The following is a 26660-nucleotide window of genomic DNA, read 5'->3' as shown; positions in this document are numbered from 1 at the left end:
GTATCAATTAGCGACGCAACGTCAAGTCCATGGCCCACTTCTCGTGTTTCCCCGGCGCTTCGGCCCTTTCCGATTTCCGTCAAACCCGCCTGCTCGAAACGCTGACGCGCATCGACGCCAACATCACCGGCGTGCGCGGGCAATATCTGCACTTCGTCAACGCGCAAACCCCGCTTTCCGCGGAAGACAACGCGAAGATCGAAGCGCTGATGCACTACGGCGATCCGCTCGAAGAAACCAATGAGCGCGGCACGGCCGAAACCTTCCTCGTGGTGCCGCGCTTCGGCACGGTGTCGCCGTGGGCCAGCAAGGCAACCGATATTGCGCATCTCTGCGGTCTCACGCAGGTGCGCCGCATCGAGCGCGGCGTCGAATACACGGTCACGCTTAAAAGCGGTCTGCTGGGCGGCAAGAAAGCGCTTTCCGACGAAGCCCGCGCGGCCGTTGCCACGGCGCTGCACGATCGCATGACCGAGAGCGTATCGCCCTCGCGTGACCACGCGCTGCATCTGTTCGACGAACTGCCGGCCAAGCCGCTGCAAACCGTCGACGTATTGAGCAACGGCCGTGGCGCGCTGGAAGCGGCGAACACCGAACTGGGCCTCGCGCTCGCCGACGACGAAATCGACTACCTCGTCGAGGCCTTCACGAAACTCGGCCGCAACCCGACCGACGTCGAGCTGATGATGTTCGCGCAGGCCAACAGCGAACACTGCCGTCACAAGATCTTCAATGCGGATTGGACGATCGACGGCGAGAAGCAGGACATCTCGTTGTTCAACATGATCCGCAACACGGAGAAGCTGAACCCGCAGGGCACGATCGTCGCGTATTCGGATAACTCGGCGATCATGGCAGGCGGCATCGCCGAGCGCTGGTTCCCGCGCACGCCGGCTGAACTCGGCGCAAACGGGTTGCCCGAGCACTACCGCCGCAATGTCGAACTGACGCACACCTTGATGAAGGTGGAGACGCATAACCACCCGACCGCGATCTCGCCGTTCCCGGGCGCCTCGACTGGCTCCGGTGGTGAAATCCGCGACGAAGGCGCAACGGGTCGCGGTGCGCGTCCGAAAGCGGGTCTGGCGGGCTTCACGGTGTCGAATCTGGAATTGCCGGACGGCGTCGAAGCATGGGAAAACGCGCGCGACACCGCGCAGCCGCTGGCGCATCGCAATCCGGACGAAAAGCACGAAGCGTACGGTCGTCCTGACCGCATCGCGTCGCCGCTGCAAATCATGATCGACGGCCCGCTCGGTGGTGCCGCATTCAACAACGAATTCGGCCGTCCGAATCTGGGTGGCTATTTCCGCGCTTATGAGCAGAACGTTGCGGGTCTGGTGCGCGGTTATCACAAGCCGATCATGATCGCCGGCGGCATCGGCAATATCTCCGATCAGCACACGCACAAGCACGATCTGCCGGAAGGCTCGCTGCTGATCCAGATCGGCGGCCCGGGTATGCGCATCGGCATGGGCGGCGGCGCCGCCAGCTCGATGGCGACGGGTACCAACACGGCTGAACTCGACTTCGACTCGGTCCAGCGCGGCAATCCGGAAATCGAGCGTCGGGCGCAGGAAGTGATCAATGCGTGCTGGCAACTCGGCGAGAAGAACCCGATTCTGAGCATTCACGATGTGGGTGCGGGCGGCCTGTCGAACGCGTTCCCGGAAGTGGTGGACGGCGCCAGCAAGGGCGCGATCTTCGATCTGCGCAAGATCCAGCTGGAAGAGAGCGGTTTGTCGCCGCGTGAAATCTGGTCGAATGAAGCGCAGGAGCGTTACGTGCTGGCGATTGCGCCGGCCGATCTGCCGGCTTTCGAAGCGATGTGCAAACGCGAGCGTTGCCCGTTCGCGGTGGTCGGCACCGCAACGACTGCGCGTCAGTTGAAGGTGATCGATTCCGAAGCGAACGGCGACGCCGCACACGAGCCGGTCGATATGCCGATGGAAGTGCTGCTCGGCAAGGCGCCGCGCATGCATCGCGACGTCAAACGCGTCGAGACCAAACTCGAGCCGGTGGATGTCACCGGCATCGCGTTGTCGGACGTCGCCGTTAGCGTGCTGCGTCACCCCACGGTGGCCAGCAAGTCGTTCCTGATTACGATCGGCGACCGCTCGGTCGGCGGCACGACCGCGCGCGACCAGATGGTCGGCCCGTGGCAAGTGCCGGTGGCCGACGTCGCCATCACGACGATGGACTACGCGGGCTTCCGCGGCGAAGCGATGACCATGGCGGAGCGCACGCCGCTCGCCGTGATCAACGCGCCGGCGTCGGGCCGCATGGCGGTCGGCGAGGCGGTTACGAACATCGCGGCGGCGCCGATCGCGTCGCTCGATAAGCTCAAGCTGTCGGCAAACTGGATGGCCGCGTGCGGCGCAGCGGGCGAAGACGCCGCGCTGTACGACACGGTCAAGGCTATCGGCATGGAGTTGTGCCCGGCGCTTGGCATCAGCATTCCGGTCGGCAAGGATTCGCTGTCCATGCGTACCAAGTGGGAAGACCGTGGCGTTGCGAAGGAAGTGGTCGCGCCGGTCTCGCTGATCATCACGGCATTCGCACCGGTCGAAGACGTGCGTAAGCACCTCACGCCGCAACTGCGCCGCGCGAGCGGAACGGATGGCGCGGGCGATTCCGTGCTGATCGCAATCGACCTCGGCCGCGCCAAACATCGTCTGGGCGGCAGTATTCTCGCGCAGGTCACGCAACAGGTCGGCGATACGGTGCCGGACGTCGACGATCCGGAAGATCTGAAGCGTTTCTTCGCCGCGATCCAGTCGCTCAATAGCGACGGCAAGCTGCTCGCGTACCACGACCGTTCGGATGGCGGCCTGTGGGCGACGGTGTGTGAAATGGCCTTTGCGGGTCACGTCGGCGTGTCGCTGAACGTCGACATGCTGATCCTCGACCCGAACCACGAATCCGATTTCGGCGACGCGAAAGACTGGGCGAAGCAGACCAGCGGCCGTCGTGAAGACCGCACGATCCGCGCGCTCTTCACCGAAGAACTCGGTGCAGTGATTCAGGTGCGGGCGGCTGACCGCGACGCGGTGCTGGTCGCCTTGCGTGAACACGGCCTGTCGGCATGCTCGCATGTGATCGGCAAGACCAACGAGCGCGATACGATCGAAATCTATCGCGACGCGAAGAAGATCTACGACGCACCGCGTACCGAATTGCATCGCGCGTGGAGTGAAGTGAGCTGGCGGATTTCGCGTCTGCGCGACAACCCGGCTTGTGCCGATGCTGAATACGACGCGCTTTCAGACGCCGCCGATCCGGGCATCTCGCCGGTCCTCACGTTCGATCCTTCTGAAGATGTCGCGGCGCCGTTTATTGGCAAGAGCGCCCGTCCGCGCGTCGCGATCCTGCGCGAGCAGGGCGTGAACTCGCACCTCGAAACGGCTTATGCATTTGACCGCGCCGGCTTCGACGCGCACGACGTGCACATGAGCGACCTGCTGGCCGGCCGTGCCAACCTGGCCGATTTCGCCGGTGCGGTGGCATGCGGTGGCTTCTCGTACGGCGATACGCTGGGCGCAGGCGAAGGTTGGGCCAAGGCGATCCGCTTCAACTCGCAACTGGCCGATATGTTCGCCGCATTCTTCGGCCGCGAAGACACGTTTGCGCTGGGTATCTGCAACGGCTGCCAGATGATGAGCAGCCTCGCATCGATGATTCCGGGCGCCGAAGCCTGGCCGAAGTTCACGCGCAACAAGTCGGAGAAATTCGAAGCGCGCTTCTCGCTGGTCGAAGTGCAGGCTTCGCCGTCGATCTTCTTTGCCGGCATGGAAGGCTCGCGCATTCCGGTGGCGATTGCGCACGGCGAGGGTTACGCGGACTTCTCGCAGCAGGGCGATGCGTCGAAGGTGGCCGTGGCGATGCGTTACGTCGATCACCGCGGTCAGGCAACGGAGCAGTATCCGTTCAACCCGAACGGTTCGCCGGACGGCATCACGTCGGTCACGACGCCTGATGGCCGCTTTAGCGTGCTGATGCCGCACACCGAGCGCGTGCATCGCGCGGTGCAGATGAGCTGGCATCCGGAAGGCTGGGGTGAGGGCAGCACGGACGCGAGCCCGTGGCTGCGCGTGTTCCAGAACGCCCGCCGCTGGCTGGGTTGATGGTGTGTGCAGACCGCCGCGTTATCCGTGCGTGGCGGTCTGTCGGTGCTACGGCAGTCGCAAACCGAAGTGGGTGGCTATGTGCAGCTCCGCCTCGTTGCTGCCATTAGATTGGTGACATTCACTTCGTATCCGTTCAGGTACGAAAAGCTATGATGCTCGCATGATGGGTGTTATTCGTATCCGCTCAGGTACGAAATGACTATGCAGCCTTTCGAGTTCAAGGATTCGTACCTGTTCGGGTACGAATCAGGGCCCCTATCTCTATCCCATGGCATAATGTTCCCGAGCGGGTACGAACGGGCCGGAGGTAGAGAATGCATCAGTCTGAGGTTTACATCAGCGGCATGACGCAATTGGGCGATCTTGTGCGGGCATCAAGGCTCGCACAAGGGCTGACGCGAGACGACGTCGCCATCGCCACTGGCCTGTCCCCAAAATTCATTACTCACATTGAGGCGGGTAAGCCGACCGCTCAGATCGGCAAGGTGCTCCACCTTCTTGGTGAACTGGGTATAACGCTGCGCGCGCAGGTTTCCGTGGACATTCCTCCGGCCTTGGCCACCAAGGTTCTCCAGCGCCGACGGGCCGCTCATGGCAGCTAGAACACTCGTCGCCTACGCGAATGGTCAGCGCGTTGGCGTTGTGAGCGACGAAAACGGCATCTGGTCGTTTACCTATGACGAGAGCTGGCTGGGTCGCGAAGACGCATTCGCGCTTTCACCCGCTTTTCCTCTACATGCCGGACCTGTCGTCGACGGGTCGAGCCAGAGGCCCGTGCAATGGTTCTTCGACAATCTTTTGCCTGAAGAGGACATGCGCACGGCGCTCGCTCGTGAAGCCAAAGTCAATGCGAGCGATGCGTGGGGTCTGCTTGCATACTACGGCCGGGAGTCGGCAGGCGCCCTGACGCTACTCGCCGAGGGCGAGCGCGAGGCATCCGCCGGTTTGCAGCCGTTGTCGTACGCGGAACTGGAGGCTCGCATTCAGGCTATGCCGCAGCGCGCGCTCAGTACCACCGCACCCAAACGCATGTCCGCGGCGGGTGCCCAACAAAAACTGCTGCTGTCCTTGCGAGGTCACGCGCCGGATTACGAGCTTGTTGAACCCGTGGGTAATGAGCCGTCGATGCATCTGCTCAAGCCGGACATGCGAAGCACCGGCTATCCTCATTCGGCAATAAACGAATTTTTCTGCATGCGCCTGGCGCAAGCGATGGGCGTGCGCGTGCCGCCTACGCATTTCCTGCGCGTGCCCTCAGCCTGCTATGTTATCGATCGCTTCGATCGTGATATGGCCGCAGAGCCGGTTCGGCGCCTGCATACGGTCGATGCAATGCAACTGTTGAATTACGACCGGAATTTCAAATATCAGAACGCGACGGCGCAGATACTCAGGGATGCTATCGAAACAACCGGCACGCGGGCAAAGGCACGTCTTGATGTGTTCCGATGGGCAGTCTTCAACGTGTTAATCGGCAATGCGGATTCCCACCTCAAAAATCTGTCGTTCTTCGTCAGTGCCCGCGGCTACATGCTGGCGCCGTTTTACGATCTGGTCAGTACAGTCGTCTACCACACGCCGACCTATCAGCCGAATCAGCAAGACCGTTGGCCCCATTGCGACCTGACAATGCCCGTTGGAGAGGCCACTCAGTTTGCGGACATTTCCAGAAAAAACATGCTGGCATTCGGCGAAGCGCTTGGCCTCCAGCCCAAAGGTTCGGAAAAATTGCTCGATGAGATGCTCGCCACTGTCGACGCCAGGGTAGCGGAGACCCGCCACGCCGTCGACGAAATCGCGCAGCCGAATGCCGGCGAAGTCCGGCTGCTCGACTCGATCGTTGCGATGCCGCTCGCGGAGATGAGCAGGGCGCTGCGCCAGTGATATCGGTGCCCTCGCAGGGCAAGCAATCCCACATGAAATCCACAGAACAAAAAAACCGCCCGAGGGCGTTTTTTTTGTTCTGAAGCAGCGGGCAAAAACGCTTATTGAATCTTCGCGTTCTTACGCAGGCCTTCTTCGAACGCCTGCAGCTTTTCCTGCTGGATCTGCTGCACGATCTGCGGACGCACTTGCTCCAGCGGCGGCGGCGTGATGTTGCGCACGTCGTCGACACGGATGATGTGCCAGCCGAATTGCGTGTGCACCGGCGTGTCGGTCATCTGGCCTTTCTGCAGATGCGTGGCCGCCTCTGCGAATTCAGGCACATAGGCCTTCGGGTCCGACCAGTCCAGGTCGCCACCGTTCTTGCCCGATCCCGGGTCCTTCGAGTATTGCTTGGCGAGGTCTTCGAAGCTCGCGCCGGCCTTGATCTTGGCGATCAGATCCTTGGCTTGCTGTTCGTTGTCCACCAGGATGTGGTGCAGGTGATATTCCTTGCCGCCTGCGTCCTTGACCAGCGAGTTGTAGCGCGCGGTGACTTCGGCGTCGGTCGGCGTGTTGGTCTTCACGAAGTCTTCGATCAGCGCGCGCAGCACGACGGTTTGCTGTGCAACGGCGATTTGTGCCTTGATGTCCGGACGATTCGGCAGGCCACGGCGCAGTGCTTCCTGCATCAGGATTTCGCGGTTCACCAACTCTTCGCGCACAGCCATTTGCAATTGCGGCGTGTTTTGCTGGCCTTGATGAACCAGTTGATCGATCAGTGCGTCGGCGCGTGCTTTCGGAATCGGCGTGCCGTTCACGACAGCGATGTTCTGTGCAAATGCAGGTGCGGCCGCAAACGCAGCCAGCAATACCCAAAGGTGGGTTTTCTTCAAGGTCATCGGAAGTTTTCCTAGCGGGGCAACAAAGCGAATTCTTCGGGCGTATACGCCGTGATTGCAAGGGCATGAATGCCGCGCTGCATGGCATCGGCCAGCGCATCATACACCATGCGATGCCGCGCCACGCGGGCCTTACCGGCGAATGCGGCGGCCACGATCGTGACACTGAAATGACCGCCGGCGGAGGCGCCGGCGTGGCCTGCGTGCTGCGCGCTGTCGTCCGTGATCTGGATCGAGGCGACCGGCGCGAGCGCCGCGGTGAGACGCGCCTCGATCAGCGCGGCGCGCTCAGCGGTGGTGGCGTGCATGAAAGCATCGCTCGTCATGTCATTCTTCCTTCATATACTTCGACAGCCACAAACTCTGTCCGACGATGAATACCACGAGGCATCCGGTCGCGCCGAACAGCTTGAAATTGACCCACTGGTCGGTCGTGTAGTGATACGCGACGAACAGATTAACCAGTCCGAGCAGCACGAAGAAAATCGCCCAGACGACGTTCAGCTTGCCCCAGATTGCGTGCGGCAGCGTGATCTGCTTGCCCATCATCGCTTCGATCAGGTTCTTGTTGAAGGCCAGTTGAGAGACGATCAGCGCGACCGAAAACGCCCAGTACAACACGGTCGGCTTCCATTTGATAAAGGTGTCGTTGTGCAGCACGAGCGTTGCGCCGCCGAATACGGTGACAACGCCGAGGCTCACCCACAGCATCGGATCGACCTTGCGGTGGCGGAATGCCACCCACGCGATCTGTACCAGCGTGGCAACGATCGCCACTGCCGTCGCCGTGAAAATGCCCCATATCTTGAAGGCGACGAAGAACAGGATGATCGGGAACAGATCGAACAGGAATTTCATTATCTGGTCGGGATTTCGGAGAGTGGGTCGGAGAAAAAGGGACGCGGCACGGGGCGCCCGGTGGCAGGGATGCGGCAGAAACCCGCCGCGGCCGCCACCGGGAACGGCGCATTGCGCCGTTCGTAGCATGATTGCCGCGCCGGGTTGGCCGGTTCGCAAGCGGGATGAAGGGTGTCGCGACCGGCGGGCGCCCTATGACAGACGCCGGCCGCGCATCATTCAACGGGCGCCGGACTCCGCGCTGCGTTACTTGGGCTCGAATTGTAACGCAGCCGAATTGATGCAGTAACGCAGACCGGTCGGCGTCGGTCCGTCTTCGAACACGTGGCCCAGATGCGCGCCGCAGTTCTTGCATTGCACCTCGATGCGCAGCATGCCGTGCGCGCGGTCGGTTTTCTCGGCAATCACTTCGCCGTTGATCGGCTTGAAGTAGCTTGGCCAGCCGCAACCGGCGTCGAATTTAGTGTCCGATTCGAACAGCGGCGTGCCGCAGCAGACGCAGTCATAGATGCCACGGTCCCAGTGGTCGTGATAGCGGCCGGTGAAGGGGCGCTCGGTAGCCGCGTGACGCGTCACCTGGTATTCGATGTCGGAGAGCTGGTTGCGCCACTCGGCGTCGTCTTTCTGCACGGCGGGGGCGCCGGTGTTGAGATCGTCGGGCTTGTTCATGATCGGGGTTCCTGTCTCGGGCTTGTTTTTGGGGCAACTAAAAGCGCTAGCGGTTCAAGCGGATTTCAGCAGAATCAAAGGCTTCGGCTCGTCACGAAGAGCAACTCACTTCCAGCGAGCTGGCCCAATCCGGCGGCAATCCCGCATACGCTTCGTTTTCGGGCTGCTCGTCGAACGGACGGCGCAGGACGGCGGCCAAACGTTCGACTTCGGAGAAATCCTTCTCTTTCGCCCGGCGGATCGCCGTTTCCGCCAGATGATTGCGAAGTACGAATTTGGGGTTCACACGGTTCATTGCAATGGCGCGGGCCGCGTCGTCGCGTGTTTCTTCGGACAGGCGCGCGCGATAGTCGTTCACCCACGCGTCGAAGGCGGCACGGTCGAGGAACAGGTCGCGCGCCGGCGCGTCGCCGCTCGCGTCGTGCTTCGAAATGCGCGCCAGATTGCGGAACGTGAGCGTGAAATCCGCACGGCTGGCGTGCATCACGTCGAATAGGCGGTTGACCAACGTGTCATCGCCGTCGCGCTCGGCTTCGAGGCCTAGCTTCTCCCGCATGCGCCGCTCCAACGCCGGTGCAAAATGGTCCTTGAAGCCGCCGAGCACCCGCTGTGCGTCTTCGATCGCCTTGTCGCCGCGCACGCTTTCTTCATGCTGACCGCCGAGCAGCGGCAGCAGGCCTTGCGCGAGGCAAAAGAGGTTCCAGTACGCGATCTGCGGCTGCATCTTGTATGCGTAGCGGCCTTGCGAATCCGAGTGATTGCAGATGTAGCCGGCGTCGAAGCCGTCCATAAAGCCGAACGGGCCGTAGTCGATCGTGAGGCCGAGAATCGACATGTTGTCGGTATTCATTACGCCGTGGCAGAAGCCGACAGCTTGCCATTCGACCATCAGACCGGCGCTCGACATGACCGCCTCGTTCAGCAGCGCGAGATACGGATCGTCGGCTTCGCGGCAATGCGGATAGAAGCGTTCGATCACGTGATCGGCGAGCGCGCGCAGCGCATCGACGCGATCGTTCGAATAGAAATGCTCGAAGTGCCCGAAACGCACGAAACTCGGCGCCACGCGCGTAACGACTGCGGCGGTTTCGACTTCCTCGCGGCGCACGGGCTGGTCGGAGCCGATCACGCACAGCGCGCGCGTGGTCGGAATGCCGAGGTGATGCATCGCTTCCGAACACAGATATTCGCGGATCGACGATCGCAGCACGGCGCGGCCATCGCCCATGCGCGAATAGGGCGTGCGGCCCGCGCCTTTGAGCTGAAGCTCGAAGCGTTGTCCGTCGTGTTCGACTTCGCCGAGACCGAGCGCGCGGCCGTCGCCGAGCTGGCCGGCCCACACGCCGAACTGATGCCCTGAATACACCGATGCGTACGGCAGCGCCTCGGCGGCCCATTCACGCGTGGCATTGCCGGAGAACAGTTCGGCAAACCCCGGATCATTCTGGAGCGCCGGCTCTAAACCGAGCAACGCGGCGGCTTCTTCGGAGAACCCGACCACGTACGGCGCACTAAGCGGGGCCGCGGGCAGGCGCGTCAGAAATGCGCTGCCGAGCTGCGCAAAGGCGCTTTCGGGCGAGGTGGTAAGTGCGTCGGAAAGAGCCGATAAAGGCCCGGATAACCCTGCAATGCTTGGGGAAAACGACATATTGAGCGCCTCTGGATTAACCGATATTGTAAGTCCGCGCCCGCGGCGCTGCTGGCCGGCCGTTTAGCCCGGCGCCGCCTGTGTGCTGGGCGTATCCTGCCGAAGCGATCCCGCGCCGCTTCAGGGCGCGCCACGCGATCCATCGGAGCGTCCCGCGCCACTCGGCGGAGTGCGCCGCGCAGCCCCGAGCTGTAACCCCAATGACACAAACAAGGCGAGGAGATCTCTCTTTATGACGACGCCGCTGCTTGGCCAGATGATGGACGTGCCGCTCACTGTGTCCTCGTTGCTCGCGCATGCCGCGCGGCATTTCGGCGACACCGAGATCGTGTCCCGGCGCATCGAAGGCGACGTGCATCGCTACACCTACCGCGATTGCGAAAAACGCGCGAAGCAGCTGGCGCAGGCGCTGATCGCGCTTGGCGTCGAGCCCGGCGAGCGGGTGGGCACGCTGGCCTGGAACGGCTACCGGCATCTGGAAGCGTATTACGGCGCAACGGGCTTCGGCGCCGTGTGCCACACGATCAATCCGCGTCTCTTTCCCGATCAGATCGCCTACATCGTCAACCACGCCGACGACGCTTACGTACTCTTCGACACCACGTTCGCACCGCTCGTCGACGCGCTCGCGCCGCAGTGCCCCAAGGTGCGCGGCTGGATCGCACTGGCCGACGAAGCGCATCTGCCGAAGATGCAAACGCCGGTACTCAGCTACGAAACGCTGGTCAACGCGCAGGACGGCAACTACGAATGGCCGCAACTCGACGAACGTCAGGCGTCTTACCTTTGCTATACGTCGGGCACCACGGGTAACCCGAAAGGCGCGTTGTATTCGCATCGCTCGACGGTGTTGCATGCGTTCGGCGCATCGCTGCCCGATGCGATGAGCCTGTCCGCGCGCGACTCGGTGCTGCCGGTCGTACCGATGTTCCATGTGAACGCCTGGGGCATTCCGCACGCCGCGCCGCTGACCGGCGCGAAACTTGTCTTTCCCGGCAAGGATCTCGACGGCAAATCGCTCTATGAATTGATGGAGAGCGAACGCGTCACGTATTCGGCCGGCGTGCCGACCGTGTGGCTCGGCTTGCTCAACTATCTGCGCGAGGCCGGCGTAAGGTTTTCGTCGCTGAATCGCACGGTGATCGGCGGCTCAGCGTGTCCGCCCGCGATGCTGCGCACGTTCGAGGACGAATACGGCGTGCAGGTGATCCATGCATGGGGCATGACGGAAATGTCACCGCTCGGGACCTTGTCGAAACTGACGTGGGAACAGAGTCAGCGTCCGTTGGCAGAGCAGCGCAAACTGCTCGAAAAGCAGGGCCACGTGCTGTACGGCGTCGATATGAAGATCGTCGGCGAAGACGGGCGCGATCTGCCGTGGGACGGGGTGGCGTTCGGCGATCTGCATGTGCGCGGGCCCTGGGTGATCGACCGGTATTTCCGCAAGGACGATTCTCCGCTCGTGGACGGCTGGTTTCCGACCGGCGACGTCGCCACCATCGACCGCGACAGCTTCCTGCACATCACGGATCGTTCGAAAGACGTCATCAAATCCGGCGGCGAGTGGATCAGTTCGATCGACATCGAGAATGTCGCGATCGCTCATCCGGCGGTGGCCGAAGCCGCTTGCATCGCCTGCGCGCATCCGAAATGGACCGAGCGGCCGCTGCTGGTAATCGTCAAGCGGGCTGGTTTCGACGTGACGCGCGAAGAACTGCTTGCGTTCTATGACGGCAAGGTTGCCAAATGGTGGATTCCCGACGACGTCGCTTTCGTCGACGAACTCCCGCACACGGCTACCGGCAAGCTGCAGAAACTCAAGCTGCGCGATACGTTCCGCGACCATATCCTGCCGTCCGTACTCGAAGACGAAAAGGATTGCCCGCTTGCCAGGGGAAACCCCGCCTAACGATAAATTGAACGAGCGTGCTTTTTTGTGTATTCTGCCTGCTGACCCCGGGAAAGTCGGACACTAAGTCAGACAATGCGTCGGACAATGAGCCGACTCGATAAACCGGACGGGCGGCGCGTCATGCGCCGCCTCATCGCATGGAGGCAGGCAGATGGCAGTGGACTACACAACTCATGACGGCGTGGCCGTCATTACGCTGAACAATCCCCCCGTAAACGGCCTCGGCCTCTCGACGCGAGCGGGTATCGTCGAAGGGATCGAGCGCGCCCAGAACGATCCGGCCATCAAGGCGATCGTGCTGACGGGCGCGGGCAAAGCCTTCTCGGGCGGCGCCGACATCACCGAATTCAACACGCCGAAGGCGACCCAGGAGCCGACGCTCGCCACGGTCATCAAGACCGTCGAGGGCAGCGCCAAGCCGGTGATTGCCGCCATTCACAGCGTCGCCATGGGCGGTGGCCTCGAGCTGGCGCTCGGCGCGCATTATCGGATCGCCGCAGTCGGCGCGCAGATCGCGCTGCCGGAAGTGAAGCTCGGCATCCTGCCGGGCGCGGGCGGCACGCAGCGTTTGCCGCGTGCCATCGGCCTCGAAGCCGCGCTCAACATGATCGTCTCCGGTGCACCGGTGATGTCGGAGAAGCTGGCCCATCCGGGGCTGGCCGACTCGGGCCTGTTCGACGAAGTCGTGGCAGGCGATCTGGCCGAAGCAGCGCTCGCGTTTGCCCGCAAGGTCGGCGCGAAAGCGGGCCCGCATCCGAAGGTGCGCGACCGCAAGATCGAGCATCCGAATGCCGCTGGTTTCATCCAGTTCACGCGCAATACCGTCGCGGCGATGGCGAAGAATTTCCCGGCGCCGCTGAAGTGCATCGACGCGGTGGAAGCGGGCGTGCAGAACGGTTTCGACAAGGGCCTCGCGTTCGAACGCGAATGCTTCATCGCGCTTGTGCAGACGCCGGAAAGCCACGCGCTGCGTCATGCGTTCTTCGGCGAACGTGCGGCGAGCAAGATTCCCGATGTGCCGTCGGACACGCCGGTGCGCGACATCAAACAGGTGACCGTGATCGGTGCCGGAACGATGGGCGGTGGCATCGCGATGAACTTCATCAACGCGGGCATTCCGGTCACGTTGCTGGAAACGAAGCAGGAAGCGCTCGACCGCGGCATCGCCACGATCCGCAAGAACTACGAAGCCACCGTCAAGAAAGGCAAGCTCAAGCCCGAAGCGCTGGAACAGCGCATGGCCTTGGTCACGCCGACGCTCTCTTATGACGACCTGAAAACTGCCGATATGATCGTCGAGGCGGTGTTCGAAGAACTCGGCGTCAAGGAGCAGGTATTCAAGCGTCTCGACGAAGTGGCGAAGCCTGGCGCGATCCTCGCGTCGAACACCTCCACGCTGGATGTCGACAAGATCGCCGCTTTCACGAAGCGTCCGCAGGACGTGGTCGGCATGCACTTCTTCAGCCCGGCCAACGTGATGAAGTTGCTCGAAGTCGTGCGCGGAAAGGAAACGGCGAAAGACGTGCTCGCCACCGTCATGAAGCTCGCCAAAAAGATCAAAAAGACCGCTGTGGTTTCGGGCGTGTGCGACGGCTTCATCGGCAACCGGATGATCGAGCAGTACATCCGTCAGGCGCTCTTCATGCTCGAAGAAGGCGCATTGCCCGCACAAGTGGACAAGGCCATCGAGAAGTTCGGCTTCGCGATGGGCCCGTTCCGCATGAGCGACCTGGCCGGTAACGACATCGGCTGGGCGATCCGCAAACGCCGCTATCAGGAACATCCTGACATGCACTACTCGAAGATCGCCGATCGTCTCTGCGAGACGGGGCGCTTCGGGCAGAAGACCGGCGGCGGCTGGTACGACTACAAGGCGGGCGACCGCACCGCGTATCCGTCGAAAGTGGTCGACGAGATGATTACGTCGTTCTCGAAGGAAGCCAACGCCGAGCGCCGCAAGATCAGCGACGAGGAAATCGTCGAGCGCCTCGTGTTTGCGCTCGCCAACGAAGGCGCGAAGATTCTCGAGGAAGGCATTGCGTCGAAGGCGTCGGACATCGACATGGTTTATCTGACCGGCTACGGCTTCCCGCTCTATCGTGGCGGTCCGATGCTGTACGCGGATACGGTCGGCCTCTACAACGTCGAGCGTGCGATTCGCCGCTATGCGTCGCGCCCGAATGGCGACGCCTGGCAACTGGCGCCGAGCATCGCGGAACTTGCGGCGAAAGGCCGTGGGTTCAACGGCTGAAGCGCGGCCGCTCAGGCGAAATGAGTGAAATGAATGAAGTGGGGCGACTGAGCGATCCGCCAGCGCGCCCACCATCACCATCTGGAAGGCAATAAATCGCATGGGACCCGAGTAAGCGCTAAAGCGCCAACTCGGGTCGACATAGGAGAGATGCATGACTGACGCCGTAATCGTATCGACCGCCCGTACGGGCCTCGCCAAATCATGGCGCGGCGGTTTCAACATGACGCACGGCGCGACGCTTGGCGGCCACGCGACACAGGCCGCTGTCGAGCGCGCGAAGCTGGACCCGGCGCGTATCGAAGACGTGATCATGGGCTGCGCGAATCCGGAAGGCGCGACGGGCGCTAACATCGCGCGGCAAATCGCACTGCGCGCTGGTTTGCCGGTCAGCGTGCCGGGCATGACGGTGAACCGTTTCTGCTCGTCGGGTTTGCAAACCATCGCATTGGCTGCGCAACGCGTGATCGCCGGCGAGGGCGATGTGTTCGTCGCGGGTGGCGTGGAATCGATCTCGTGTGTGCAGAACGAGATGAATCGCCACATGGTGGCTGAAGGCTGGCTCAGCAAGAACAAGCCGGAAATCTACTGGTCCATGCTGCAAACCGCGGAGAACGTTGCGAAGCGCTACGCGATCTCGAAGGAACGTCAGGACGAATACGGCGTGCGCTCGCAGCAGCGAGCCGCGGCAGCGCTCGAAGCTGGCAAGTTCAAGGACGAGATCGTGCCGTTGACGGTGCTCGCCGGCGTCGCCGATAAAGCGACCGGTCGTCTCTACACGAAGGAAGTCACGGTCAGCGCCGACGAAGGCATTCGTGCCGACACGACGCTCGAAGGCGTGTCGAAGATTCGTACCGCGATGCCGGGTGGCGTGATCACCGCAGGCAACGCTAGCCAGTTCTCGGACGGCGCGTCGGCTTGCGTGGTGATGAACGCGAAGGTCGCGGAGCGTGAAGGCCTGCAACCGCTCGGCATTTTCCGCGGCTTTGCGGTGGCCGGTTGCGAGCCGGACGAGATGGGCATCGGCCCGGTGTTCGCGGTGCCTAAGCTGCTCAAGCAGGCTGGCCTGAAGGTCGAAGACATCGACCTGTGGGAACTGAACGAAGCGTTCGCGGTGCAGGTGCTGTATTGCGCCGACAAGCTCGGCATTCCGCACGACCGCCTGAACGTGAACGGCGGCGCGATTGCGGTGGGTCATCCGTATGGCGTGTCGGGCGCGCGTTTGACCGGCCATGCGCTGATCGAAGGCAAGCGGCGCGGTGCGAAACTCGTCGTCGTGACGATGTGTATCGGTGGCGGCCAGGGTGCAGCAGGCTTGTTCGAAGTGGTTTGATCAGGCGCGGGAGCGGGACAGGCGAGCCGCATCAGGGCAAGGCCATGCCGAGCGCCGGCAGGCTCAACGTACCTCGATCGACGAAGCGTGTCGTGCCGGTGAGGCCGTCGGCGAGTTTGCCGCGCAGAACGTACGGAACCTGTCCCGACTGCGCGGCGCCCGCCAGGGCGAACGCCTGGCGAACCGCGGCGAAGGCGGGCACGGTCAGCGGCACATTGACGACTGTTTCGCCAAAGCGCGGCACGGTGCCGCTCTGATCACTCACGCCGCTCGCGAACGACTTGCCGTTCAGTTCGAGATCGAGCGACACGCCGTCGAAGTTGACGGCGGACTCATTGGGATTCTGGACGCGCAGTTTGACGTTGAAGCGCATCTCGAGACCCTGACCGTCGGCTGGTTCGATGCCGGCCACGTTCACGCGGAGAGGGTCGCCGCCGAACAGACCCGCGCAACCGTTGAGCGTCAGCGTGACGATGGCGATGAGCGCGGCCAGGCAGGCGTAACGGCGGCACAGCAGTACGCGAAAGAAGGACATGACCGGCACCTTGAAGGAAGCGGGTTGGGTCATGCATTGTAGCGGGCCGGTTTGTGCCGGTCGGGACGTGTCAGATGGCGCGCCGCAGCCGGGTTTTGACGAGGCTTGTCAGATTGCGCACGGCTTGAACGATGCGACCGGGCCACTCGTTTTCGGTCTGGCGTGGCTGTACGACGAAGACGGCCGCTCGCGCATGCGTCGCGCTGATCGACACGACGCCGCGCTGTGGTGTGACGTAGCGTTCGCCTTCATGCAGCGTGAGCAACGTGAGCGGGACGGTGTCTCCGAGCCACGACAGCGAGTGATCGCGGAAGGCGAGTTGCAGATCGCCCTCGACGGCCACGATCGAGGTACGTGCGCGTAGATCGTGCACAGCCATCTGTCCGGCTGCAACGCGGGCGGTGGCGGCATCGTGGGACAAACCGCTGCGAGCTGGTGCGATGGACATGATCGATTCCTTTAAATCGTTTCCATGCCACACAGCTTATTGAGTCCGTCCACGTGAAAACAGGCGCAACAATGGACTATGTGAACCGGTACAAGACTGAGTTTCAGCGTGCTGTATCGGTTGGAATCAGGCAGATGTGTATCTGTCGCCGCGCGCGAACTGTCCGCACCATCGGTTCATGAACTCTTCTATCTCTACGCAGGACGTACTCGCGGTGGTCTCACCGCTGCAGGAACGACCCGCGCACGGCAGCGTCCCGGATAGCGGTCCCCTGTACCGCCAGCTGGCCGACCAATACCGTCGCGCAATCGACAACGGCGTGCTGCGTCCCGGCGACCGCATGCCGTCGATGCGCGCATTCATGCAACGGCACGGCGTAAGCCTTGCGACGGCAACCGAGAGCTATCGCACCCTGGAACGCGACGCATTGATCGACGCCCGGCCACGCGCTGGTTACTTCGTGCGCGCCCGGCAGACGGCTACGTTGCCCGGCGCAACCGAGCCCGACCTCGCGGCCGCCCCTGCCGCCGCGCAGTTCGTCGGGATCCATACGGCGATTTCGGCGATCGTGTCGAAATTTCAGCGCTATCCCGACGCGTTGAATCTCGGCGGCTCGACTGCCTCGCCCGATCTTTACCCCACTGACGCCTTGCAAAAGGCCGCGCTGCGCGCACTGCGTCGCCGTCCGACACTGCTGACCACGGCCGGCCACGATCAGGGCGATCCCGAGCTGCGCGCGATCATTGCGCGCCGTGCGCTCGACGTCGGCATCCAGATCGGCGCGGACGAGGTGATCATGACCCACGGCGGTATCGAGGCTGTGAACCTGGCGTTGCGTGCCGTTACGCAACCGGGCGACACAGTCGCGGTGGAATCGCCGTGCTTCTTCGGCTTGCTGCAGGTGCTCGAAAGCCTCGGCCTGCGCGCGCTCGAAATCCCGGCCAGCCCAACCTCCGGTCTGGCCGTCGAAGCGCTGGCGTTCGCGCTGCAAACGCACCCCGACATCAAGGCAGTCGTGGTCGTGCCGAATCTGCAGAATCCGCTCGGCAGCGTCATGCCCGATACGCACAAGGCGCGGCTCGTCGAACTGTGCGCGCGAGCCGGCATTCCGCTGATCGAGGACGATCCCTACCGCGAACTCGTCGACACGGCGCAGCCGCCCAGATCGTTGAAGACCTGGGACACCGACGGCACCGTGATTCATTGCACGTCGTTCAACAAGACGCTCGCGCCAGGCATGCGAGTCGGCTGGATCAACGGCGGACGCTGGCATCCGCGCATCGGCATGCTGAAGTTCGCGCAGTCGCGCCATAACGAGCAGTTGTCGCAAGTCGTGCTCGCCGAATTTCTGGAAACGAGTGCCTATGAGCGGCATCTGCGGCGTTTGCGCGACCGTCTGCGGATTCAGCGTGAGCGCATGGCCGCGGCGATCGCCGCATCGTTTCCCGACGGGACGCGCTTCACGCCACCGGCCGGCGGCATGTTTTTCTGGATCGAGTTGCCGCGCGAGGTGTCGTCGTCGGCTTTTTTCGACGTTGCTCTGGATGAGGGCATCCGCGTGATGCCGGGCACGGTGTTTTCGAACGCCGGGCGCTTCGATCATTTCATCCGCCTCAGTTGTCCGAGTACGGATCTCGATCAGGCCGACGAGGCGGTGCGCAGCTTAGGGCGTCTGGCGACACGGATGGCGGCGCATGCGCAAACGCCATAGCGGTTATCATTTCCTGCTGCACGCGTGCGCCCTTGAACGCACGTCCGGGCAGCCCGAAACCTGCGGGCATTCACGTCATGCGCGTTGCGCGCGTCGCGTGAATGTGCCGACTACGGAATCTGAACTCAGCAATGACCGAATCACCCTCATCTAAAACGGGCAGTGCGTCGTTGCCCGAAAGCCCCTTCGTCGACCGGCTCGGCGCGCAATTGTTGTCGGCGGCAGACGGCGTCAGCGAAGTCGTGCTGCCGCTGCAGCACGATCACATGAACACGTGGAATGTCGCGCATGGCGGCGTGACCATGACGCTCGCCGACGTCGCGCTCGCCATGGCCGCGCGCAGTCTGGCCGGCGACGGCGTCGGCGTGGTGACCGTCGAGATGAAAGTCAACTTCATGCAGCCGGGCCGGGGCGAATTGCGCGCGACCGGCCGCGTGCTGCACCGCTCGACCACCATGGCCTATTGCGAAGGCGAGATCCGCGACAGCGAAGGCCACTTCGTCGCCAAAGCGCTCGGCACCTTCAAATATATGCGGCGTCTCGCCGTGGGCCGCGACGTGACGCAACAGCGTCTGCGCAGCGACCCTTCGGCGAAACCCGGTCCAAGCGACGGTTAAACGCCGGATGGACAGCACGCGCGTTGAGAGCCGCGCGCGGGATCCTGTTTTTGCAGACGCCGTTCGTTCGCGCCGTTCGTTCGAATTATTCGCCGATCACATCGGTAACCCATGGAGACGATCGTCATGCCCCAGATCAACCGTCAACTCGTGCTGGCTTCGCGTCCGCAAGGCGCCGTTACGCCCGATAACTTCAAGCTCGTCGAAACCCCGCTGGCGCCGCTCGCCGATGGCGAATTCCGCGTGCGCAATCACTTCCTGTCGCTCGATCCGTACATGCGCGGTCGCATGAACGACAGCAAGTCGTATGCAGCGCCGCAGCCGCTGAACGAAGTGATGATCGGCGGCACGGTGGGCGAAGTGGTGGAGTCGAAGAATCCGAAGTTCGCGCCCGGCGATAAAGTCGTCGCGATGTTCGGCTGGCAGGAATACGGCGTCTCGAACGGTGCGGGCGTGCAGAAAGTCGACGATACGCACGTGCCGCTGTCGGCGTATCTCGGCCCGGTTGGCATGCCTGGCGTAACGGCCTGGTACGGCCTGAACCGGATCATCGCGCCGAAAGCGGGTGAGACGGTGGTGGTCAGCGCGGCGAGCGGCGCGGTGGGCAGCGTGGTCGGGCAACTGGCGAAGCTGGCCGGCGCGCGCGCGGTCGGCATTGCGGGCGGCGCGGAAAAGTGCCGCTATGTGGTCGAGACACTCGGCTTCGATGCCTGCGTCGACTACAAGGCCGGCAATCTGTATCAGGAACTCAAAGCCGTGACGCCGGACGGTGTCGATGGCTACTTCGAGAACGTCGGCGGCGAAGTGCTCGACGTGACGCTGGCGCGCATGAACGCGTTCGGACGCATTGCGCTATGCGGATTTATCGCGGGCTACGATGGCCAGCCGCTGCCGCTCAAGCATCCGTCGCTGATGCTCACGCAGCGGTTGCTGGTGCAAGGCTTCATCGTCAGCGAGCATATGGAGGTGTGGCCCGAAGCGCTCAAGCAACTCGGCACACTGGTCGCGCAGAAGAAGCTGCAATACCGCGAGACCATCGCACAAGGGCTCGATGCGGCGCCGGAGGCGTTCATCGGTCTTCTGAAGGGCAAGAACTTCGGCAAGCAGCTCGTCAAGCTGATCTGAGCGCGGCGGCTGTCGAACCGCGCATGCGGTGGACGTCGATGAGGCCCAGCGGATAAACGTCTCGGCTGACGGTTCTCGACCGATAATCCTGAGCCGCTAAATCCAGGAGAGAAAAGATGTTCGAATTCGAAGGCAAGGTGGCGGTGATCACCGGCGCGGCAAGCGGCTTCGGCCGTGCGTTCGCGGAGAAGGGCGCGTCGCTCGGCATGAAACTCGTGCTGGCCGACGTGAACCCCGACGCGCTAGCGCAAATCGTCGACGCATTGCGCGCCGGCGGCGCCGAGGCAATCGGCGTGCCGACGGACGTGTCCGACGCCGCCCAGGTCGAAGCGCTCGCGCAAGCGGCGCTCGACGCCTTCGGCAAAGTGCATCTTCTGTTCAACAACGCAGGCGTGGGCTCCGGCGGCTTCCTCTGGGAAAGTTCGGCGAACGACTGGGCGTGGGTGTTCAACGTCAACGTGATGGGCGTCGCGCACGGCGTGCGCGCTTTCACACCGATCATGCTGCGGCAGAACGAACCCGCGCATATCGTCAACACGGCGTCAGTGGCGGGCTTGCTGTCGCCGCCCGCAATGGGCATCTACAACGCCTCGAAGCACGCCGTCGTGTCGCTCACGGAGACGCTCTATCACGACCTGCAACTCGCACAGGCGGCAAAACCGGCGGGTGGCGGGGCGGTCGGCTGTTCACTGTTGTGCCCCGCCTTCGTGCCGACCGGCATCGCCGACGCGGAACGCGCGCGGCCCGCGGAACTGCGCAACGATAGCGGACCGACCCGTTCGCAGATCGCCGCCGGCAAGCAACTGCAACGCGCGGTGCAATCGGGCAAGCTGAGCGCGACCGACGTCGCCGACATCACGTTCGAAGCAATCGCCGCGCGGCGTTTTTACATCGTCACGCATCCGGGCATTCTGGCGACGGTGAAGCTGCGTCACGAGGATATCGAGCAGTTGCGCAACCCGACTGATCCGATGTCGCTTAAGCCGGAAGTGAAGAACGCGAGCTAGGCGCTCACGGTATCGGACTGCGGTTTTTTCGTTGGCTTGCGCCGGGTTTTTTCGTGACGATTGCACGCGGTAGCTGAGGCCGGCCACCGGTTTCCAGGCTTTTACGATTTGCTCGACTGCATGCCCTGTCATTTACCTGCCTTTTTACCTACTAACGCTCGGCGCCCCCGCGCCATCAGACGCCCAATGCCGCTGAATCCGAAGATCGAGCAGGTGCTCGACATGATCGCGCGCGCTAGACGCCCGCAGCTTCACGAGTTGACCCCGCAACAAGCGCGCGCATCCTACGAGAAAAGCGCGCCGATTCTGGAGATCGCGAGCGCGCCCATGTTCGCGGTCGAAGACCTGCAAGTGCCGACGCGCGACGGTGCGACGATTCGCGCGCGTCTTTATCAGCCTGTCGAGCCGAGTTGGGCCGAGCCTGCGCCGGCGCTGGTGTATTACCACGGTGGCGGCTTCACGGTCGGCAGCGTCGATACGCACGATGCGTTATGCCGGATGTTCGCGCGCGATGGCAAGTGCACGGTGCTGTCGGTCGATTACCGGCTCGCGCCCGAGTACAAATTTCCCACAGCGGTTGAAGACGCGTTCGATGCGTTGGTCTGGCTGCACGCACACGCCGCGGAATACGGTATCGATGCAGCGCGGCTGGCCGTGGGCGGCGATAGCGCGGGCGGCACGCTGGCAACGGTATGCGCGGTGCTGGCACGCGACGCGGGCATCAGGCTCGTCCTGCAATTGTTGATCTATCCGGGTACCACGGGCTATCAGCAAACCGATTCGCACTCGCGCCTCGCGTCCGGGTTCCTGCTGTCGGGCGACACGATTCAATGGTTCTTTGATCAATACGTGCGCGATAAGCGTGATCGCGACGACTGGCGTTTTGCGCCGCTCGACGGCACACGCGGCACGCCCGATTTCAGCGGCCTCGCGCCGGCATGGATCGCAACCGCCGAATACGATCCGTTAAGCGACGAAGGCGATGCGTATGCGGAGAAACTGCGCGCGGCGGGCAATCAGGTCGTGCTGCAACGCTACGCGGGCATGATTCACGAGTTCTTCAAGATGGGCGGCTTCGTGACCGACGTCGCGCAGGCGCATGCGGATGCCGCCGCGGCGTTGCGGGCGGCGTTCGGCCTTGAGTAGTCTGCATCGGCCCGGCAGCCGTCAAGCGCGTCTCAGGCGATCTCGCGTTCGACGTTAAACGCGAAGCTTCGCTCGAAGTCACCGGGTCGCACGATCCGATGCGAGCCGTTGTCGTCGCTGCGTTCGGCGGCCGCTACGCTGATCACCTCGCCATGCGCGACCACGCGCACCGCGGTCGTGCCCCGCGTGCCGTATTCCGGCATTTCGATAAATGCCGCCGACAACGCCCGCTCCCGTTCAAGCGGAATGCCGGTGGACGGCAATTCATCGTCACGGGCAAGGCGCGGATCGCGCATCAGATCGATCAGCCGTTCGAGCGGCGGCATCGCATCGCGCGCGAGCATGGTGCCCAGCTCGGCGCGCTTCGTGACCAGCTTCGGCCACGCGGTATCGAGCACCGCGTTCGAGATGCCATGCGTGCCGGGCGCGAGCAGCGTGGGCGCGACGTTCGACCGGTTGCAGTACCAGCCGAGTTCGCGGCGCGTCCAGTCGCCGACGAGCAGGTTGAAGCCGTTATAGATGTCGCCGGTTTGTGCGACGTGTTGCAGATAGTCGAGCGGCGTTTCCTGCTGGCCGTTGCCTGAGCCGCTGAGCCAGTCGCTGACCAGGGTGCCTCGCGTCGGCGCATCGGCGCGCATTTCGTGCGGCGCGCGATAATTGGTCAGCGCGGCGAAGCGGCCATCGCGTGCCATGCCGAGCCACGTGCCGCCACCCACCAGATCGCGGCCAGCCAGCACGGTCGGCGCGTCATGCCACCAGCTGATCGGCTCGGCGGTGCGGCGGAAAAATTCGTCGCGATTCGCGGCGAGCGTGAAGAGCGGTCCGTCGACCGCATCGGGTCGCCAGTCGAAGACAATCAGACACATCGGGGGACGTCTCCCGGGAAGTAGTTAGAGTGCCGGCACCGACTGGGCCGCGAATGGATTGCGGATCCTCACCTGCCGCTCGATCACCAAGCCGTCCTGCATATCTTCGGAATAGAGCGTCTCGCATCCGGCAACCAGCGCCGCGGCCACGATCATCGCGTCGTATACGCTCAGACCGTAACGTTCGGCAACCAGCCTGCCTCGCTCGTGGATTTCAATCGTCAACGGGTCGGCAGGGCACAGCGAGCGGATGAGCGTGAGCACCTCGTTGATATCCGGCCACGACATACCGAGCTTGCGCCGCGCTACGTTCGCTATCTCGTTGAGCACCTGTACGCTGATACGCCCTCCAGCGCGAATTGTCGCTTCGGCTCGCTCGGCCTTTGCAGCATCCGCCGAAAGCAGGTAAAGCAATACGTTGCTGTCGATAAATGCCTTCACCTCATTCATTCGCATCGTTCCGATCGAATGTGAAGTCGGCAGGGAGCTTGCCGCGGAAATCACGCAGACGCGCGAGGAAATCTTCGCGGCCGGGTTTCTTCTTCAACTCGAAAATGCGGGCGCTAGCGACTACCACTTCAATATCGTCACCTTCGTGCAATTCGAGGGCGTCGACTACCGCGGCAGGTAGCCGGATCGCAAGACTATTACCCCACTTGGAGACCACCATGATGCCCTCTCAGCAATTGATATACGTAGTTGAAAGTATATCAATTGCTGAGCACAAGATGATGCCTTTGTAGAGCCGCGGTGGGTTTAAATCTCGGTCGGCAACCCATACGGCAACTGCAGGAATGTCAGCGCCGGACCATCCGCCGCGTCCAGATGCACCGAGCCGCCTTCGAGCGCCGCCAGCTTGATCTCCACCAGCACATCGACGCCACCCTCCGGCGCCGACGCCGCATTCACCACCATCCCGCACGGCTGGCCCGGATCGTCAGAGTGGAACAGTTCCGCACCTGCCTTGACCGTCGCCAGTTCGCCCGCCACGTTCGCGAGCGAGGTGCGCCGCTTGATCGTGCCGCGATACTGGCTGCGCGCCACCACTTCCTGACCCGGATAACAGCCCTTGCGGAAGTTGACCGCGCCGAGCACGTCGAAATTGACCATTTGCGGCACGAATTGCTCGACCACCGGCTGCGTGATGCGCGGTTCGCCCGCGCGAATGTCGAGCCAGTCCCATACCGCCGGCGATACGCGCGTGAGCTTTTCGTCGAGCAACGGCAGATGCGCCTCGATCGTGGCCTTGGGGCCGACCCACAGATAACGCAGCCGGCCTAGCGCGTCCGGAACACGAATCAGGGAACCCGCCGTGCCGTCTACCTGCACATGTACGCCGTCGGGCAGCGCATCGAACACGCCCGACAGCGCTTTGCGCACGTCGCCCGCGAGGCCCACCACCGCCAGTTCGCCACTCGCATCCACGAGCCTGGCCTTGGCGCGCAGGACGAACATGGACAGCCGCTTCTGCACGGCGGCCTGCACGTCTTTCGACACCAGCAGGCGAATCGTCTCGCCCGTGCGCCACGTCAGGAACGATGCCAGCAGGCGGCCCTTGGCCGAACAGTAGCCGGCGAGGCGTGCATTGGCGGCATCCAGATGCTGCGTGTCGTTGGTCAACTGGCCGTGCAGGAAGCTCGCCGCGTCGTCGCCTGTCACGTCGATGACACCGAACTGCGTCAGCGGCATGTAGGCGCCTTGACTGACGACAGCGTCGAATTCGTCAGCGGCGGGGCGCGGCAAAGCAGGAAGTCCGACGGGCGCGGAAGCGTGTGCCGTGGCAGCGGTGCCCGTCTGAGCAACTGCGGGCGCAACTGAAGGCGTGCCTGAAGCGTTAGCGAGCGGTGTGTTCATGGATTCCGGGAACAGTCAATTCTGACTTTAGCTAAGGCAAACAAGTATTATATGAGGTCCAACCCAGCCCCGTTACGCATGTCCCTTCTGAAGAAATGTTTCGTCGCCGGCTCAATCGTCATTGTGCTGGCCGCAGCCGCAATCGCAGGCGGATATCACTGGGCCAACAGCCCACTCGATTTGACCCCCGCGCAACTCGATGTCACCGTCAAGCCGCACAGCAGCTTGCGTAGTGTTACGCTGCAACTCAATCGCGGCGGCGTGCCGGTGGAGCCTGAACTGTTCGTCATCATGACGCGGCTGCTTGGGCTGCAAAGCGATCTGAAATCCGGCAACTACGAGTTCAAAACGGGTATCACGCCGTACGAAGTGCTGCAAAAAATCGCGCGCGGCGACGTCAATGAATACGTGGCGACCATCATCGAAGGGTGGACCTTCAAGCGCATGCGCGCCGAGCTGGACGCCAATCCGGCGCTCAAGCACGACACGGCGGGCATGAGCGACACCGATCTGATGAACGCGATCGGGGCGCCGGAAGCGTCGATTGGCAACGGCGAGGGCCTGTTCTTCCCGGACACCTATCTGTTCGACAAGAACACCAGCGATCTGGACGTCTACCGCCGTGCGTACCGGCTGATGCGTGTGCGTCTGGACGAAGCGTGGACGGCCCGTGCGGCGAACCTGCCGTACAAGACCCCGTACGACGCGTTGACGATGGCGTCAATCATTGAAAAGGAAACCGGCAAAAAATCCGACCGGCCGATGGTGGCTGCGGTGTTCGCGAACCGTTTGCGCGTGGGCATGCCGCTGCAAACCGACCCGACTGTGATCTACGGCATGGGCGAAAGCTACACCGGCCGCATCAGGAAGAAAGACCTGCAGACCGACACTCCCTACAATACCTACACCCGGATGGGGCTTCCGCCAACACCCATCTCGCTGCCCGGTGTCGCATCGCTGCAAGCGGCGATGAACCCGGCGCAATCCACCGCGCTGTACTTCGTTTCGCGCGGCGACGGCAGCAGTATCTTTTCTGACACCCTCGGCGATCACAACAAGGCCGTGGACAAATACATTCGAGGGCAATGATGGCGCGGGGCAAATTCATAACGTTTGAGGGCATCGACGGTGCCGGCAAGACCACCCATCTGGGCTGGTTTCGCGAACGCCTCGAAGAGAAAGTCGCGAGCACCGGCCGCTCGGTCGTGATGACGCGCGAGCCGGGCGGCACGCCGCTCGGCGAACAGATCCGGGAGATCGTGCTGCATCAGAAGATGGACCTTGAAACCGAGGCATTGCTGATGTTCGCGCTGCGCCGCCAGCATCTGGCCGAAGTGATCGAGCCAGCGCTGGCGCGCGGCGACTGGGTGCTGTCCGACCGTTTCTCCGACGCGACCTTCGCCTACCAGGGCGGTGGCCGCGGCTTGCCGCGTGACAAGCTGGAAACGCTGGAGCGCTGGGTGCAGGGTGGTTTTCAGCCGGATCTGACGGTGCTGTTCGACCTGGCGCCGGAAATCGCCAACGAACGGCGCCGCGCCGCGCGCGATCCGGATCGTTTCGAAAGCGAGTCGGAGGCATTTTTCAATCGCACCCGTACTGAATATCTGCGCCGCGCGGAAGAAGCGCCGTACCGGTTCGCTATCATTGACTCTTCGGACAGCATTGCACGGATTCAGAAAAAACTTGAAGAGTTGATCGCAGCCCTTTGATTTTAAAAGAATATAATTCTTATTTATAAGTGCACATGAAGTTCGCTCGATACTTTAAAATGCGCCATCAACCGACTGA

General features: G+C 62.8%; 24 protein-coding genes. 13 read left to right on the top strand and 11 right to left on the bottom strand.

Annotation, left to right across the window (positions count from 1 at the left end; translation table 11 throughout):
- Window positions 1–29 precede the first annotated feature (29 nt).
- The 3 genes from purL to PQR40_RS12135 all read left to right on the top strand — a co-directional run bounded on the left by purL (window position 30) and on the right by PQR40_RS12135 (window position 6011).
- A complete protein-coding gene (purL, locus tag PQR40_RS12145; protein WP_408509063.1) occupies window positions 30–4124 on the top strand; it encodes a phosphoribosylformylglycinamidine synthase in 4095 nt (1364 codons plus the stop codon).
- Between the two features lie 317 nt (window positions 4125–4441).
- Window positions 4442–4729, top strand: coding sequence for a helix-turn-helix domain-containing protein (locus PQR40_RS12140; protein WP_408223062.1), 288 nt, complete (start codon window positions 4442–4444; stop codon window positions 4727–4729).
- Entirely contained in the window at window positions 4719–6011 is a 1293-nt protein-coding gene (locus PQR40_RS12135) for a HipA domain-containing protein (protein ID WP_408223063.1), read from the top strand. The genes PQR40_RS12140 and PQR40_RS12135 overlap by 11 nt, the downstream gene beginning before the upstream one ends.
- 101 nt (window positions 6012–6112) lie before the next feature.
- Here PQR40_RS12135 and PQR40_RS12130 read toward each other — a convergent pair whose 3' ends face one another.
- The 5 genes from PQR40_RS12130 to PQR40_RS12110 form a co-directional block, all read right to left on the bottom strand.
- Complete coding sequence (locus tag PQR40_RS12130; RefSeq protein ID WP_408223064.1) at window positions 6113–6892, bottom strand: peptidylprolyl isomerase; 780 nt, start codon at window positions 6890–6892, stop codon at window positions 6113–6115.
- An 11-nt stretch (window positions 6893–6903) separates the two neighbouring features.
- Window positions 6904–7218, bottom strand: coding sequence for a BolA family protein (locus tag PQR40_RS12125; protein WP_064270191.1), 315 nt, complete (start codon window positions 7216–7218; stop codon window positions 6904–6906).
- A gap of 1 nt (window position 7219) precedes the next feature.
- Window positions 7220–7750 carry a septation protein A gene (locus PQR40_RS12120; protein WP_408335504.1) on the bottom strand — a complete coding sequence of 177 codons (531 nt, stop codon included), beginning with the start codon at window positions 7748–7750 and terminating at the stop codon, window positions 7220–7222.
- Window positions 7751–7996: 246 nt separating this feature from the next.
- The gene (gene msrB / locus PQR40_RS12115; RefSeq protein ID WP_408223067.1) at window positions 7997–8419 is read right to left on the bottom strand and encodes a peptide-methionine (R)-S-oxide reductase MsrB; all 423 of its coding nucleotides are present in this window, start codon (window positions 8417–8419) and stop codon (window positions 7997–7999) included.
- A 91-nt stretch (window positions 8420–8510) separates the two neighbouring features.
- A complete protein-coding gene (locus PQR40_RS12110) occupies window positions 8511–10067 on the bottom strand; it encodes a protein adenylyltransferase SelO (RefSeq protein ID WP_408484378.1) in 1557 nt (518 codons plus the stop codon).
- 232 nt (window positions 10068–10299) lie between these two features.
- Here PQR40_RS12110 and PQR40_RS12105 point away from each other — a divergent pair, with 232 nt between their 5' ends.
- The 3 genes from PQR40_RS12105 to PQR40_RS12095 all read left to right on the top strand — a co-directional run bounded on the left by PQR40_RS12105 (window position 10300) and on the right by PQR40_RS12095 (window position 15563).
- Entirely contained in the window at window positions 10300–11976 is a 1677-nt protein-coding gene (locus PQR40_RS12105; RefSeq protein ID WP_408223071.1) for a 3-(methylthio)propionyl-CoA ligase, read from the top strand.
- Between the two features lie 154 nt (window positions 11977–12130).
- Window positions 12131–14230: a 3-hydroxyacyl-CoA dehydrogenase NAD-binding domain-containing protein gene (locus PQR40_RS12100; protein ID WP_408509062.1), complete on the top strand. Its 2100-nt coding sequence runs from the start codon at window positions 12131–12133 to the stop codon at window positions 14228–14230.
- 154 nt (window positions 14231–14384) lie between these two features.
- A complete protein-coding gene (locus PQR40_RS12095; protein ID WP_408223075.1) occupies window positions 14385–15563 on the top strand; it encodes an acetyl-CoA C-acyltransferase in 1179 nt (392 codons plus the stop codon).
- A 31-nt stretch (window positions 15564–15594) separates the two neighbouring features.
- On the opposite strand, the gene PQR40_RS12090 is transcribed toward PQR40_RS12095, so the two are convergent.
- Together PQR40_RS12090 and PQR40_RS12085 are read right to left on the bottom strand one after the other, a co-directional pair.
- On the bottom strand, window positions 15595–16098 hold the full coding sequence (locus PQR40_RS12090; RefSeq protein ID WP_408335495.1) for an LEA/WHy family protein: 504 nt from the start codon (window positions 16096–16098) through the stop codon (window positions 15595–15597).
- Window positions 16099–16168: 70 nt separating this feature from the next.
- Window positions 16169–16546: a hypothetical protein gene (locus tag PQR40_RS12085; RefSeq protein ID WP_408223079.1), complete on the bottom strand. Its 378-nt coding sequence runs from the start codon at window positions 16544–16546 to the stop codon at window positions 16169–16171.
- Between the two features lie 178 nt (window positions 16547–16724).
- Between PQR40_RS12085 and PQR40_RS12080 the strand changes: the two genes are divergently transcribed.
- The 5 genes from PQR40_RS12080 to PQR40_RS12060 all read left to right on the top strand — a co-directional run bounded on the left by PQR40_RS12080 (window position 16725) and on the right by PQR40_RS12060 (window position 22152).
- A complete protein-coding gene (locus PQR40_RS12080) occupies window positions 16725–18257 on the top strand; it encodes an aminotransferase-like domain-containing protein (protein WP_408335492.1) in 1533 nt (510 codons plus the stop codon).
- Between the two features lie 131 nt (window positions 18258–18388).
- The gene (locus PQR40_RS12075; protein WP_408223082.1) at window positions 18389–18874 is read left to right on the top strand and encodes a PaaI family thioesterase; all 486 of its coding nucleotides are present in this window, start codon (window positions 18389–18391) and stop codon (window positions 18872–18874) included.
- Between the two features lie 126 nt (window positions 18875–19000).
- The gene (locus PQR40_RS12070; RefSeq protein ID WP_408223084.1) at window positions 19001–19999 is read left to right on the top strand and encodes an NADP-dependent oxidoreductase; all 999 of its coding nucleotides are present in this window, start codon (window positions 19001–19003) and stop codon (window positions 19997–19999) included.
- A 116-nt stretch (window positions 20000–20115) separates the two neighbouring features.
- Window positions 20116–21006 carry an SDR family oxidoreductase gene (locus tag PQR40_RS12065; protein ID WP_408335489.1) on the top strand — a complete coding sequence of 297 codons (891 nt, stop codon included), beginning with the start codon at window positions 20116–20118 and terminating at the stop codon, window positions 21004–21006.
- Window positions 21007–21192: 186 nt separating this feature from the next.
- Complete coding sequence (locus PQR40_RS12060; protein WP_408223088.1) at window positions 21193–22152, top strand: alpha/beta hydrolase; 960 nt, start codon at window positions 21193–21195, stop codon at window positions 22150–22152.
- 32 nt (window positions 22153–22184) lie between these two features.
- Here PQR40_RS12060 and PQR40_RS12055 read toward each other — a convergent pair whose 3' ends face one another.
- The 4 genes from PQR40_RS12055 to ygfZ form a co-directional block, all read right to left on the bottom strand.
- Window positions 22185–23018: an NRDE family protein gene (locus tag PQR40_RS12055; protein WP_408335486.1), complete on the bottom strand. Its 834-nt coding sequence runs from the start codon at window positions 23016–23018 to the stop codon at window positions 22185–22187.
- A gap of 24 nt (window positions 23019–23042) precedes the next feature.
- On the bottom strand, window positions 23043–23468 hold the full coding sequence (locus PQR40_RS12050) for a PIN domain-containing protein (protein WP_408335483.1): 426 nt from the start codon (window positions 23466–23468) through the stop codon (window positions 23043–23045).
- The gene (locus tag PQR40_RS12045) at window positions 23461–23688 is read right to left on the bottom strand and encodes an AbrB/MazE/SpoVT family DNA-binding domain-containing protein (protein ID WP_408335480.1); all 228 of its coding nucleotides are present in this window, start codon (window positions 23686–23688) and stop codon (window positions 23461–23463) included. Before PQR40_RS12045 ends, PQR40_RS12050 begins: the two co-directional genes overlap by 8 nt.
- Window positions 23689–23774: 86 nt before the next feature.
- Window positions 23775–24872, bottom strand: a complete 1098-nt coding sequence (gene ygfZ, locus PQR40_RS12040; protein WP_408335477.1) for a CAF17-like 4Fe-4S cluster assembly/insertion protein YgfZ — start codon at window positions 24870–24872, stop codon at window positions 23775–23777.
- A gap of 78 nt (window positions 24873–24950) precedes the next feature.
- Here ygfZ and mltG point away from each other — a divergent pair, with 78 nt between their 5' ends.
- Both mltG and tmk read left to right on the top strand, forming a co-directional pair.
- Window positions 24951–25961, top strand: coding sequence for an endolytic transglycosylase MltG (mltG, locus tag PQR40_RS12035; protein WP_408223094.1), 1011 nt, complete (start codon window positions 24951–24953; stop codon window positions 25959–25961).
- A complete protein-coding gene (gene tmk, locus PQR40_RS12030) occupies window positions 25961–26581 on the top strand; it encodes a dTMP kinase (RefSeq protein ID WP_408223269.1) in 621 nt (206 codons plus the stop codon). The genes mltG and tmk overlap by 1 nt, the downstream gene beginning before the upstream one ends.
- Window positions 26582–26660: the final 79 nt, after the last annotated feature.

Source organism: Paraburkholderia sediminicola, assembly GCF_046026855.1.
In the GTDB taxonomy this organism is placed as follows: domain Bacteria; phylum Pseudomonadota; class Gammaproteobacteria; order Burkholderiales; family Burkholderiaceae; genus Paraburkholderia; species Paraburkholderia sediminicola_A.
This window is presented reverse-complemented; position numbering and strand designations above follow the sequence as displayed.